Here is a 13,070-nt window from a genome sequence, read left to right on the forward strand (position 1 = left end):
AAATAGCGGACAAGAAAAGAAAAGCGCGGTAAAATAAAGATAGAAAGAAACGAGGTAATAATTATGATGGAAGATACCTATTATCAATTAGAAGAGGCTTTGGTACAGGGATTTCAAACGCCTGAAGAATACCAAGCCTACAAGGAGCTAAAGGAACATTATGAGGAAGTGACGGGGGATTACAGTTTTTCTAAACGAGAACTCACTAGTCAATTGGAAATCTCTCTTCAGAATCATCGAAGTGTGGACTTTGAAGAACATGAAAAGGAGGAGTATTTGGACTTAGTTCAAAAATTAGAAGAGTTTGATTCCTCTCTTGCCACTCATTATCGTCAATTTATTGTCTAGAAAGGAGAAAGTCATGAATGATTTACTCCTTATCCCAGTAATTTTTTTAGCAGTAGGAGGAATACTCATTCTTTTATGGCGGCTCTTTCTTATTGCCAGTGGACTTTTCCTGATTGGTTTTGTCAGTTTTCTTATTTTCGTGGAGGGCTATGGAATTTATCTTCTCTTTACAGAAACTGAACTTTACACGGCAGATTTAGCTCAAAATGGATTATTTGGTTTTACGACTTTCTTTATCATCTTTAATTTAGTTTTACTTGCTTTAGCATGCTGGGCAGGATACAAGTGGAAGAGGGGATATTAACGTTTGAGCAAATTTCAGAAAGTTCAAGCCAAACTTCCGAAATCTTAAAAAACACTGTGACAAACAAACAGTTTGAAAAAGTCAAGACTAAATGGGAGCAAGAAAGCAATCGAAAAAGCTCATAAAGGATCAGAAAATTATCTTAAATAAAGAGAAACAGCTTTTTCAAAGAAGATCATAAAGACAAACATCAGTTTTGGTGCTTGTCTTTTTAAATCACTCTGCTATTGAAAACTGATAAATGTTTTAATTTGTACTAAAATAGATTGAAACAAAAATATTCCCTTTTGATACTTTTAAGGATATGAGGTTCAAAAATAAATGGTAAGACAAACTAAATGTAATCTTGTGTCAATTTCATTATTTTCATCACTTTTTGTTAGTCAAAAGGTAACTTGTTTTTGAGAAGATAAAACAGATTGAAATTGCTCATGGATTGTGTCAGAAAGAAGTTTATAAGCGGTGATACTAGCATCTTTCTTATCAGTTTTGGTCTAATGAATTGATAATGATTTGGCAAACTACTTGATTAACAAAGGGTTATAGGTGTAAACTTTATAGTTTTGTTCATGTAGGAGATTCAACTAATTAAAGACATAATATCCAGTGTCTTCAAGATCTCTGTATCAAGGATACGGGAATCGGAATGAAAAACAGTGATGTCCTCCGAGTTTTTGAACGGGGTTTCTCAGGATATAATGGCCGCCTAACCCAGCAGTCATCTGGACTTGGCCTCTATCTAAGAAAATTTCTGAAGAACTAGGTCACCAGATTCGTATCGAGTCTGAGGTCGGAAAAGGAACGACAGTGAGAATTAGATTTGCTCAAGTGAACCTAGTCTTTGGATGAGAGGAATTACTAAGAGCTTGGGAGATTTCTTTCAAGCTCTTCTTTAGGATTCAGTTTGATGAGAAAAAAGCCTCAATCAGATAAAAAATATTAGTCTTACAAAATTGTAAGATTACCATTTTAAATGTAAGTTAACTGTAAGATATAGCAGTAATATTTCTGATATAATTTTTAAAAAAAGATAAAAAGGTGATGTATGAAAAAGTTTAATGCTTTTCAACTTAAAACATTTTTTATGATTCTCATGGTTTTTGATCATTTATACCTTATTCCTGGTCTACTTCCACCATTGTGGCAAGATATTTTCCATGTGTTAACACGTGCTGTAGGTCCTTTCTTTGCCTTTATGGCTGTGGAAGGATTCCTTCATACAAGGAATCGGTTCAAATATAATGCTCGACTCTTCCTGTGGGCTGGAATCATGTTTGCTGGAAATTTTGGGTTAAACCTTCTCCTTCAGCAAGAAAGTCTAGTTATTTACAACAACATTTTCTATACTCTGGCAGTCGGTGTGTTGGCTCTAAACACTTGGACTTTCCCAGTTGAAAAATTAAAGATTAACCAAAGTTTTGCAAAAATTATCAAAGTATTTTTAGCTCTTCTAATTTCTATTTATGCCTGTGTTGCCTATGAAGGTAGCATGTCTATGATTCCATTTATGGGTTCTATAATTTTTAGGGTTGATGGAAATTTTCCACCAACCCTATTTTAGTGTATACAAAAAGGCCAACATCCATTATATTAAAAGCGCTGAAACCTAAAACAAAAGAATGATGACCATATGAACAATATACTAGAAGCTACACTACAAATCAAAGATGCACACAATGAAGGTGTTACATTCCATTTCTTAGAGAATATTAAAGAAGTATTGCGTGATGAGAGTGGGAAAGTAACTGGTGTAAAGGTTATTACAATGGAACTTGGTGAATCAGATGAAAGTGGAAGAAGATCAACGCATTAGGTATGATGATGTTGTATATCTGAGGTGTTTTAACGATCTAGTTTAGAGTTAGACTATCGCTAGGTAGCTTAGAAAGGATGGGGAGTTAAACCATGGTTTTATGAAGAAGGTTGTAGTAAGGTATATAATGTGTATGAGAGGATATAGATGTTAAAATTTTAATAGATATGTTTAACTCATTATGTGATAAAACTTACAAGTTCTTTTTGTTATTCTTGACCTAGTTTTTATAGAAAGAAGGTCTAAGATGTTAAATAAAGTCAAAACTAAAGCCTTAATTAGTGTTGGAGCAGTAGCCGCAACTAGCTTTATTCTCATGATGGGATATACTGCTGGTCAACATTCTACTGCTAAACAAAGTCGCAAAGAAATCGAATTGGCTGCAGCTAAACTTGTAGAGGACAAACAAGCAGAAGATAAAGCCAGCATTTTGTCATCGGATACTGTAAAAGAATTTTTGACTCAGTACTATACGAAAGAAAAGCTCGGAGAAAATAATACACGTATTCAACCTTATATGACTGAATCGGCTTATTCTCAAGAATTGTCAAGTCAAAATGATGCCATGAACCAAGTTTATAAAGATTATATTTTGGATTATCATTTTGAAAAAGCAGATATCTTTGTCAATCAGACTACGAATCAAGCTATTGCCATGGTCTCTTATAATGTAACCTATGTATCTGATTTAAAGAATGCCAACCAATCAAAGACTAATCAGACAGAAACAAGAACAGTTAAGTTATCCTATTCTAAACTACCTGGTAAGTTATTGGTCAACCAAGTACAGGTTTGGAAATCTGGGTTAGATGATTTGGATAAGGCCACTCCCAAAACTTTGGAAGAATCCTCATCTGTTCCATCACTGCCAAATACTACGACAAAATGATGATATTGCATGGAAATAGAAGAATGTAAGCAAATTTCAATTCTTGATGTAGCCAATCGTTTAGGTATCTCCTTTAAACAAGTTTCGAGCAGTGTCTATGAACATCCTGAACACGATTCATTTCGGATTTTTTCAACTACCAATACTTTTAAATGGTTTTCAAGAGATATTCAAGGTGATGTCATTGATTTTGTTCGACTTGTTCAGGGAATTTCCTTTAAAGAAGCTCTAGCCTTTCTTTCTGAAGAACCTTTTCAAAAAGAAGCTGTTCAAGCAAAAAGAGAGAGACCATTTTATTATCCTTTAAAGAGAATAGAAGATTCTAACTGTAGTCTGGCCAGATATTATTTAACAGAATGTAGAGGAATCGCAGAAGAAATCGTACAAAGGATGATTCAACAAGGTTTGATAGCACAAGCTAGCTGGAAAACAAATGAAACAGTTGAACCTGTTATTGTTTTTAAAAGCTTTGATCATCGTCACATACTGCAGGCAGCAAGTCTCCAAGGGATATATAAGAATCACTCTCTTCCTAGAGAGAGGTTAAAAACGATTCTAAAAGGAAGCCATGGACATGTTGGAATATCCTTTGACATTGGTAAACCAAATAGACTGGTCTTTTGTGAATCGTTTATCGACTTGATGAGCTATTACGAGCTACATCAACAAAATCTATCTGATGTTCGTTTGGTATCTATGGAGGGATTAAAAAGGTCTGTTGTTGCTTATCAAACTTTACGACTGATAGCTGAAGAAAATCAGAAATTGGAATTTTTAGATACAGTAATACCTTCAAAGTTACTGCCTTTAATCAATACAATTCGTGATACAACCAGCTATTTTGATAATCATCCTGACTTATTGACACTGGCAGTAGATTGTGATGATGCAGGTAAAGATTTTTCTGATAAGTTATCTCAATCAGGATTTCCTGTTTTACTGAATTTACCTGATAATGAATATGGGAAAGAAAAACGAGACTGGAACGATATTCTTCGAGAAAAGAAATCAGATTTACAATTGATGATTGAGACTGCAAAAGAGACATTGGGGAATCAACCAGTAAGACAATCCTCTCAATGTTTAGAATTGTGATAACAAAATCAAGATGTTTTAGCTAATATTAGAATGAAGGAGGATCGTATATGACCATTATTGAACGCTTAGAAGAAAAGGTCACTAGGCAAGAAAGTAAGGTAGCAAGAGAGACAGAAAAACTCGCTGCTTACAAAGAGCAACTGGAGACAGCGATGTTTGCGACGTTCAAAAGGCGTCAAAGCATTAGTCACATGAGTTTTGAAGAAGCTCTTGACCATGCCTTTGGTAAAGAAAGACAATTCGATGATTCTGAATTTAGAAAGGATGAAATGAGTGAATGACAAAAGATTGGAATTTTAATCAACCATTAGAAAGTAAATCAGAAAATCAAGAAGATCCAGATAAAATTGCGGCCTTATTTGGAAATCATCAAGGAGGTAATGATGTAAATTATGAAGCAGCTTTTCAAAAGCGCAAACAAGCACCTGTGACGGAATCAAATTCTAGTTCTAAACCCAAAGTTACAGAGGTTAGAACAGGAAAAGAGACAGATATCACTACAAGTTATCAGCAACATCTTAAAAGACTGATTGCGGATAACAATAGCGATATTCAAAGTAGTCAAAAGAAAATTGAAGAGCTACATACGTTGATTGACACAAAGAATAAAGACAATAAGAAATTGCAGTCAATTTATGATGCGATTTCCGAATTACACTAAGCAGTCCTGATAGGCTGCTTTTTTTTAGAGGTTATAGATGTTTACAAAACTTTTTAAGAAAAACCAAGACAATAGTGATGTATTTAAGAAGCTAATTCATCGACTATCTGATATGTCTGTCCAAGATCTTGAAAAAATAGACCGACTGTTAGATATCATTTTCACTCCAGATCAAGGATCAGAACAACTAAAAACAGAAGCAACTTATAGAGAAGAAACTTTGGACGACACATTAAAGGAAGCTAAGAATCAACTTCATAAGGAACAATTGGAAAAGAATTTAGAGAGATTTAGGAAAAACAGCCAATAATGCACCAAAAATGGTGCATTTACTTTTTCTAAATGATATAATGGTGGTATAAAAATAAAAGGAGTTTGCCATGATTGGAAAGAACATAAAATCCTTACGTAAAACACATGACTTAACACAAGACGACTTTGCCCGAATTGTAGGAATTTCTCGAAATAGCTTGAGCCGGTATGAAAATGGAACGAGTTCAGTCTCTACCGAATTAATAGACATCATTTGTCAGAAGTTTAATGTATCTTATGTCGATATTGTAGGAGAAGATAAAATGCTCAATCCTGTTGAAGATTATGAATTGACTTTAAAAATTGAAATTGTGAAAGAAAGAGGTGCTAATCTATTATCTCGACTCTATCGTTATCAAGATAGTCAGGGAATTAGCGTTGATGATGAATCTAATCCTTGGATTTTAATGAGTGATGATCTATCTGACTTGATTCATACGAATATCTATTTGGTAGAAACTTTTGATGAAATAGAGAGATATAGTGGCTATTTGGATGGAATTGAACGCATGTTAGAGATATCTGAAAAACGGATGGTAGCCTAATGGAAATCCAAGATTATACTGATAGTGAATTCAAACATGCTCTAGCACGGAATCTTCGTTCTCTGACAAGAGGAAAAAAGTCCAGTAAACAACCTATAGCGATTTTGCTTGGAGGGCAAAGTGGTGCCGGTAAGACTACAATTCATCGTATTAAACAGAAAGAATTTCAAGGAAATATTGTTATCGTAGATGGCGATAGTTTTCGTTCTCAGCATCCACACTATTTAGAACTGCAGCAAGAATATGGCAAAGACAGTGTAGAATACACCAAAGATTTTGCAGGCAAAATGGTAGAGTCTTTAGTAACAAAATTGAGTACTTTGGGATACAATCTTTTGATAGAGGGAACTTTACGAACAGTTGATGTTCCAAAGAAAACAGCACAACTCTTGAAAAATAAGGGCTATGAAGTACAATTAGCTTTGATTGCGACAAAGCCTAAACTGTCCTATCTGAGCACCCTTATCCGATATGAAGAACTGTACGCTATCAATCCAAATCAAGCACGCGCAACTCCAAAAGAACATCATGATTTCATTGTAAATCATCTAGTTGATAATACACGGCAATTGGAAGAACTAGCTATCTTTGAAAGAATTCAAATTTATCAACGAGATAGAAGCTGTGTATATGATTCAAAAGAAAATACAACTTCAGCAGCAACCGTTCTTCATGATTTACTATTTGGAGAATGGAATCAAGTGGAGAAAGAGATGCTTAAATCAGGAGAAGAAAGATTGATAGATTTAACTAATCGAAATGGTTGTTAGGTCATGAGTTTTAAAATATAGTCTATTGGATCGTCATTTAAAAAATAACGATCCTTTTTTTATTTTCTATTTTTGCTTGTTCTTTATCTTTTTCAAAAGTTATAACTTTCTTAAGTGATGGTTTCCTAGCAATATAAGTACAAATTAAGCACAGTTTATGATTATTTTAAATCTTGGGGGTTATTAAACTCTTGATTTTTTCAATAAGCTATGGTATCCTTTTGTTAGTTAATAAACTTACAAAAGGAGAACAAATGTTTTCACCTACTAAATTAAAAGAAAAAAGAGAAAGTCAAGGATTATCTCAATCTCAACTTGCATCCAGTTTGGGAATTAGTAGAGCTTCGTACTTTAATTGGGAATCAGGTAAAACAAAACCGAATCAAAATAATCTAAGCAGATTGAGTGAGATTTTGAATGTAGACCCTCGATATTTTGAATCAGAGTATGAAATAGTAGAAACCTATCTCAAACTAACGGAAAGGAATCAAGAAGCAACACTTCATTATGCTACAGAACTGTTGAACAAACAGAATGCGAAGGTTGTAGAAATTCCTGAGCGTTTTGCTTATAAAGTTTACGAAAAATTATCAGCTGGTACAGGAACAGCTTATTTTGATGATGGTAATTACGATACAGTTTATTTTAATCATCAATTTGATTATGACTTTGCATCATGGGTGTTTGGAAATTCAATGGAACCGACATATGAAGATGGTTCTGTAGCCCTTATTAAGCAAACGGGATTTGATTATGACGGGGCTATCTATGCCATAGATTGGGATGGTCAAACATACATTAAGAAAGTGTATCGTGAAGAAAATGGGCTTCGTTTAGTTTCACTCAATCGGAACTATTCAGATAAGTTTGCGCCTTATGATGAGAATCCTCGCATTATAGGGAAAATAGTTGGGAACTTTATGCCTTTAGAGGACTGAGTATGATTTGGTTTGATTATAGTCTCGAACCTAAAAGTGACATTGCCTTTATTGATATGAAATCTTTTTACGCAAGTGTAGAATGTGTAGATAGAGGATTACACCCACTTAAGACTTCGCTTTGTGTTATGAGTCGTGCAGATAATTCTGCGGGTTTAATCCTTGCTTCCTCTCCTATGTTTAAAAAGGTCTTTGGAAAGTCGAACGTTGGACGTTCCTATGATTTACCATTTGATGTAAAGACTCGCAAATTCTCTTATTATAATGCTAAGAAGCAAGGTTTACCGACAACGATAGACTATGTCCGCTATATAGAGGAATGGGCAAAATCAACCGTGATTGTTCCTCCGAGAATGGATACTTACATTGCTGTCAACATGGAGATTCAAAAAATCTTTCAAGATTTTGCAGCACCAGATGATATTTATCCCTACTCAATTGATGAAGGATTTATTGATTTAACAAGTTCATTAAATTATTTTGTACCAGATAAAAGTATTAGTAGGAAAGATAAATTAGATATTATTTCGGCTGCTATTCAAAAAAAGATTTGGAGAAAAACTGGAATCTATTCAACTGTAGGCATGTCTAATTCCAATCCCTTATTAGCTAAGTTAGCACTAGATAATGAAGCGAAAAAGACTCCGACAATGAGAGCCAATTGGTCCTATGAGGATGTCGAAAAGAAAGTATGGACTATTCCTAAAATGACAGATTTCTGGGGAATTGGAAATCGCATGGAGAATAGATTACATAATTTAGGTATCTTTTCGATTAAAGAATTGGCTCAGGCTAATCCTGACTTGATTAAAAAAGAGCTTGGTATCATGGGTCTAGAGTTATGGTTCCACGCCAATGGGATTGATGAAAGTAATGTTCATAAACCTTATAAGCCAAAGTCAAAAGGGATAGGGAACTCTCAAGTTTTACCAAGAGATTATATTAAACAAAGAGACATTGAAATTATACTTCGTGAGATGGCAGAACAAGTTGCAGTTAGATTGAGAAGAGCTGGTAAAAAAGCAACAGTAGTTTCTATACATTTAGGCTACTCTAAAGTGGAACAAAAGCGTTCTATCAATACTCAAATGAAAATTGAACCAACCAATCAAACAGCACTACTGACAAACTACGTTTTAAAGTTATTTCACACTAAATATACTTCAGGAGCTATCAGGAATGTTGCGGTTAACTATTCTGGTTTAGTGGATGAATCCTTTGGATTGATTTCATTATTTGATGATATTGAAAAAATAGAAAAAGAAGAAAGGCTCCAGTCCGCAATCGATGCTATTCGAACAGAATTTGGGTTCATTTCACTATTAAAAGGAAATGCCCTGGATCAAGCTTCTAGAACCATTGCTAGAAGCAAACTCATTGGTGGTCATTCAGCTGGAGGATTAGATGGACTAAAATGATGAATCGTTCTTATTTACCTTTTATGTCTGCAAGAGAGTATCAAGATCGTGGGATGGCAAAGTGGATGGGATTCTTTTTGTCAGAACATTCAAGTTTTCTTTGGGAAGAAAAAAATAAAGAAGATATCTCCATTTCCCAATCAATGGAGGAGAAAGTTCTATTTGTTCGTCAACTTTATACGAATGTATTCCCTGCAACTTTTGTTTTTAAGTTTTCTAATCAAAGAAAAGTAGTCTCGGGTATTGTTAAAGAGATTGGAAAAGAGTTTATATCTATTAAATCAGACACTGGTTTTCTTCGATTAAAATGGGCAGATATACTCGATATCCAGATAGAAGGGAAGGAATTACATGAATCGTAAAGAATTATATGACGATAAATTGCAGCTAGATTATTTTTCTGATTCCTATTTACGGTTTGAATCAGATTTTTATAAGTATTCTGCTCTAGATATACCATTAACATTTATCACTGATGACATTTTACGCACAATGGCTATGTCTCAAAAACATTATTTTAAACTTAACAAAAGCAAATCTTTAGACGGTCGTGACCATTATTTTGTTTTTTCTATCAAGATGAACAAAGACAGTAGTGGCATTAGACAGTATGAATATCAGAGACATTGTTTTAGTTTGTAAGAGTCCGACAGGGCTCTTTTTTCTGTGATAATTTTATCAAAAAGTATTTGTTATACTTTTTTTAATTTAGATTTATCTTGGGGGTTTGGGGGCGTGTCACCACATTTTCATATCGTTTGTTTTTTGAACCGTGAGGTTTGAAATGGCAGGCGATATGATTTTTGGGATATTGTGGACACAATATCTGAGCTCGCAAAGCCTTACAAAAATGTTGAATCTATTTTGTAAAACGTACTGACAGTGTCTGTAAGCTTACATTGTCAGTACAAGTATCTATGAGAGAGGATAAATCATATGAAAAGAGATATACGTAGTATTCGGAAACAATTTCGCTTAACAGAAACGGAAGAAAAACAAATACTAGATTTAATGAGAGAGAAAGGAGAGGATAATTTTTCTGATTTTCTCCGTAAAAGCTTACTATTATCTGATGGACAAAAACAGATGGAAAAATGGTTCAACCTTTGGAAAAAACAAAAGTTGGAACAAATTAGCCGTGATGTTCATGAAGTATTCATAATTGCTAAAACAAATCATCAGGTTACTCACGAACATGTTTCTATTTTGTTAACTTGTATTCAGGAATTAATTAAAGAGGTAGAAAAAACAGGTCCTCTTAGTGAAGATTTTCGTAACAAATACATGAGGTAGTAGAGTGGAGCACCGATATAGAACAAATTTAAAAAAGGTCTTTTTATCTGACCTAGAATTAGTCAAATTGAATGAAAATATCTCAAAAAGTAACTGCTTATCATTCTCAGAATATGCTAGACGAACTCTACTAGATCCTGGTATGAATTTTATCACCATTGATACAAATAGTTATCAAGATTTGATTTTTGAATTAAAACGAATAGGAAATAATATTAATCAAATAGCTAGGAGCATAAATTATTCTAATTTAATAACGGAAGTTGAATTAAATGAGTTGAGAAAAGGTATAGAAGAGTTAATAGTAGAAGTGGAGAAAGATTTTCTTATTCAATCTGAAAAATTGAGGAAATTTTATGGTCATCACTAAACACTTTGCGATTCATGGAAAAAATTATCGTAGTAAACTAATCAAATATATTTTGAATCCAAGTAAAACAAAAAACCTAACACTAGTTTCAGATTTTGGAATGAGAAATTATTTAGATTTTCCTAGTTATGAAGAACTAGTGAAGATGTACAATGATAATTTTTTAAGTAATGATAGTCTTTACGAATTTCGTCATGATAGGCAAGAAGTAAATCAACGAAAAATTCATTCTCATCACATCATTCAGTCCTTTTCTCCAGATGACCATCTTACTCCCGAACAAATCAATCAGATTGGTTATGAGACAGTTAAAGAGTTGACAGGAGGTAGATTTCGTTTTATCGTAGCAACTCATATGGATAAAGATCATATCCACAATCACATCATCCTAAATTCAATTGATCAGAATTCTGATAAAAAGTTTCTATGGGATTATAAGTCAGAACGTAATCTACGAATGGTTTCTGATCGTCTTTCAAAAATTGCAGGGGCAAAAATTATAGAAAATCGTTATTCGCATCGTCAGTATGAAGTTTATCGCAAAACAAATTACAGATATGAAATAAAACAACGGGTATATTTTCTAATCGAGAACTCGAAAAATTTTGAAGATCTTAAGAAAAAAGCTAGAGCTTTAAATTTAAAAATTGATTTTAGACGCAAGCATGCCACCTTTTTTATGACGGATTCAACTATGAAACAGGTGGTGCGTGATAATAAATTGAATAGAAAACAACCTTATAATGAAACATATTTTAAGAAAAAGTTTGTTCAAAGGGAAATCATAAACATCTTAGAATTTTTACTTCCGAAAATGAAGAATATGAATGAATTGATTCAACGAGCAGAATTTTTTGGATTAAAAATAATTCCTAAAGAAAAACATGTTCAATTTGAATTTGATGAGATTAAGATTTCAGAGCAGGAATTGGTAAAAACGAATCGGTATAGTGTTAGTTATTTTCAAGACTATTTTAATAACAAAAATGAAACTGTTGTCTTAGATAATAAAAATTTAGTTGAACTTTACAATGAAGAAAAGCTAATTAAAGAACAAGAGTTGCCGACAGAAGAGGTGGTATGGAAATCCTATCAAGATTTCAAGAGAAATAGGGATGCAGTTCATGAGTTTGAGGTAGAGTTGAATCTTAATCAAATAGAAGAAGTAGTAGACGATGGAATGTACATTAAGGTACAGTTTGGCATCCGACAAGAAGGACTTATTTTTGTACCAAATATTCAAATAAATATGGAAGAAGAAAAAGTTAAAGTATTTCTCAGAGAAACTAGTTCTTACTATGTATACCATAAAGATTCAGCAGAAAAAAATCGCTTTATGAAAGGTAAAACTTTGATTAGGCAATTTAATCTTCAGTATGAACCGCAGTATATATATAGAAGAATTCCTCTTAGCAAAATTAAAGAAAAAATAGAACAATTAGATTTTCTTATATCTGCGGAAAATAGTCCGAATAATTTTGAAGATATAACAAATGATTTCATTGCCCAAATATCATTTCTAGAGAATAAGATTGAACAAGTCCAAAATAAAATTGATGATTTAACTAATTTAGAAGAAGTATTGTTGAATGATACGACAAATGGTTCTAGCAATTTAGAAAATAGTATTCAAGGTAAAAGTTCAGTAGATATAATAGAGAAGGATTTATACTTCTATAAAGGAAGAATTGAAAAACTGAAGGAACAACATAGAGTAGCAATAAATTTATTTGAAATGTTTAATAAAACAATAAAGAAATATAAGAAAAAACAAAATATGAAATCTATTGAGGAAAATGAGATACATTTAGAGTAAACAGTTTCCTAAAAAGTATATATAGAATAGTTTCATGTGCCAATTTGTCACATATTTAAAAATAAGAAAATAACTATATTATACTTGTTTTAGGAGACAACAAATGTTGAAAAGGATTAGAGATTTACGTGAAGATGATGATTTGACACAAGAATATATTGCGAAAATCGTTTTGAATTGTACAAGATCATCTTATTCTAAAATGGAAGCTGGTAGCAGGCTAATCTCTATAAATGACCTTATCAAACTTGCAGATTTTTATAAGGTGAGTCTAGACTACCTTGTAGGTCGAGTGGATAATAAAGAAGACCATTACTCCAAAAAGTAGTAGGTTAAGAAAGCACATTGACAATTGAATAGTCCAAAATGGTACTTTCCTCATTTGTGGAGCAGTTTTGAATGGCTCGCCATGATAAGAGCGATATTAAAACCATCAATAAAATAGAGCGATACTTTATATGCCATGATACAAATGATATACAATGATACTTCTGA

Annotated in this window: 18 protein-coding genes and 2 pseudogenes; all 20 read left to right on the forward strand. The window is 33.0% G+C overall.

Annotation, left to right across the window (positions count from 1 at the left end; all coding sequences use genetic code 11):
• The first annotated feature begins 63 nt into the window (after positions 1-63).
• The 20 genes and pseudogenes from O3658_RS00310 to O3658_RS00405 all read left to right on the forward strand — a co-directional run bounded on the left by O3658_RS00310 (position 64) and on the right by O3658_RS00405 (position 12,903).
• A complete protein-coding gene (locus O3658_RS00310; protein ID WP_054421519.1) occupies positions 64-348 on the forward strand; it encodes a DUF5962 family protein in 285 nt (94 codons plus the stop codon).
• Between the two features lie 13 nt (positions 349-361).
• A complete protein-coding gene (locus O3658_RS00315) occupies positions 362-652 on the forward strand; it encodes a DUF5966 family protein (RefSeq protein ID WP_176139593.1) in 291 nt (96 codons plus the stop codon).
• A gap of 613 nt (positions 653-1,265) precedes the next feature.
• Positions 1,266-1,501 (forward strand): annotated as a pseudogene (locus O3658_RS00320) (ATP-binding protein); the annotation flags it as partial.
• A 196-nt stretch (positions 1,502-1,697) separates the two neighbouring features.
• Positions 1,698-2,162: pseudogene (locus O3658_RS00325) on the forward strand (TraX family protein); the annotation flags it as partial.
• 120 nt (positions 2,163-2,282) lie between these two features.
• Entirely contained in the window at positions 2,283-2,465 is a 183-nt protein-coding gene (locus O3658_RS00330; protein ID WP_240149465.1) for a glutamate synthase, read from the forward strand.
• A 247-nt stretch (positions 2,466-2,712) separates the two neighbouring features.
• A complete protein-coding gene (locus O3658_RS00335) occupies positions 2,713-3,354 on the forward strand; it encodes a hypothetical protein (protein ID WP_000933083.1) in 642 nt (213 codons plus the stop codon).
• 9 nt (positions 3,355-3,363) lie between these two features.
• A complete protein-coding gene (locus O3658_RS00340; RefSeq protein WP_371558876.1) occupies positions 3,364-4,449 on the forward strand; it encodes a DNA primase in 1,086 nt (361 codons plus the stop codon).
• 50 nt (positions 4,450-4,499) lie between these two features.
• Positions 4,500-4,733 (forward strand): DUF5965 family protein, encoded by a 234-nt coding sequence (locus tag O3658_RS00345; protein ID WP_000152419.1) that lies wholly within the window; start codon positions 4,500-4,502, stop codon positions 4,731-4,733.
• On the forward strand, positions 4,730-5,113 hold the full coding sequence (locus tag O3658_RS00350; RefSeq protein WP_002933294.1) for a DUF5945 family protein: 384 nt from the start codon (positions 4,730-4,732) through the stop codon (positions 5,111-5,113). Before O3658_RS00345 ends, O3658_RS00350 begins: the two co-directional genes overlap by 4 nt.
• 37 nt (positions 5,114-5,150) lie before the next feature.
• On the forward strand, positions 5,151-5,423 hold the full coding sequence (locus tag O3658_RS00355) for a hypothetical protein (RefSeq protein ID WP_037612719.1): 273 nt from the start codon (positions 5,151-5,153) through the stop codon (positions 5,421-5,423).
• Between the two features lie 70 nt (positions 5,424-5,493).
• Positions 5,494-5,970 carry a type II toxin-antitoxin system antitoxin PezA gene (gene pezA / locus O3658_RS00360; protein ID WP_261029171.1) on the forward strand — a complete coding sequence of 159 codons (477 nt, stop codon included), beginning with the start codon at positions 5,494-5,496 and terminating at the stop codon, positions 5,968-5,970.
• Positions 5,970-6,740: a type II toxin-antitoxin system toxin PezT gene (gene pezT / locus O3658_RS00365; protein WP_371558877.1), complete on the forward strand. Its 771-nt coding sequence runs from the start codon at positions 5,970-5,972 to the stop codon at positions 6,738-6,740. The genes pezA and pezT overlap by 1 nt, the downstream gene beginning before the upstream one ends.
• A 254-nt stretch (positions 6,741-6,994) precedes the next feature.
• Complete coding sequence (locus O3658_RS00370; protein WP_247934198.1) at positions 6,995-7,678, forward strand: LexA family transcriptional regulator; 684 nt, start codon at positions 6,995-6,997, stop codon at positions 7,676-7,678.
• A 2-nt stretch (positions 7,679-7,680) separates the two neighbouring features.
• Entirely contained in the window at positions 7,681-9,096 is a 1,416-nt protein-coding gene (locus tag O3658_RS00375; protein WP_371558878.1) for a Y-family DNA polymerase, read from the forward strand.
• Positions 9,093-9,458, forward strand: coding sequence for a hypothetical protein (locus tag O3658_RS00380; protein WP_265502675.1), 366 nt, complete (start codon positions 9,093-9,095; stop codon positions 9,456-9,458). Before O3658_RS00375 ends, O3658_RS00380 begins: the two co-directional genes overlap by 4 nt.
• A complete protein-coding gene (locus O3658_RS00385; RefSeq protein WP_001080186.1) occupies positions 9,448-9,738 on the forward strand; it encodes a DUF5960 family protein in 291 nt (96 codons plus the stop codon). Before O3658_RS00380 ends, O3658_RS00385 begins: the two co-directional genes overlap by 11 nt.
• Positions 9,739-10,032: 294 nt before the next feature.
• Complete coding sequence (locus O3658_RS00390; RefSeq protein ID WP_000817506.1) at positions 10,033-10,389, forward strand: SAG1252 family conjugative relaxosome accessory protein; 357 nt, start codon at positions 10,033-10,035, stop codon at positions 10,387-10,389.
• Positions 10,390-10,393: 4 nt separating this feature from the next.
• Entirely contained in the window at positions 10,394-10,759 is a 366-nt protein-coding gene (locus O3658_RS00395; RefSeq protein ID WP_000401235.1) for a MobC family plasmid mobilization relaxosome protein, read from the forward strand.
• Positions 10,746-12,575: an SAG1250 family conjugative relaxase gene (locus O3658_RS00400; protein ID WP_371558879.1), complete on the forward strand. Its 1,830-nt coding sequence runs from the start codon at positions 10,746-10,748 to the stop codon at positions 12,573-12,575. Before O3658_RS00395 ends, O3658_RS00400 begins: the two co-directional genes overlap by 14 nt.
• Before the next feature lie 103 nt (positions 12,576-12,678).
• Positions 12,679-12,903, forward strand: a complete 225-nt coding sequence (locus tag O3658_RS00405; protein ID WP_000919629.1) for a helix-turn-helix domain-containing protein — start codon at positions 12,679-12,681, stop codon at positions 12,901-12,903.
• Positions 12,904-13,070 lie beyond the last annotated feature (167 nt).

Source organism: Streptococcus sp. 27098_8_69, assembly GCF_041432445.1.
GTDB lineage: Bacteria > Bacillota > Bacilli > Lactobacillales > Streptococcaceae > Streptococcus.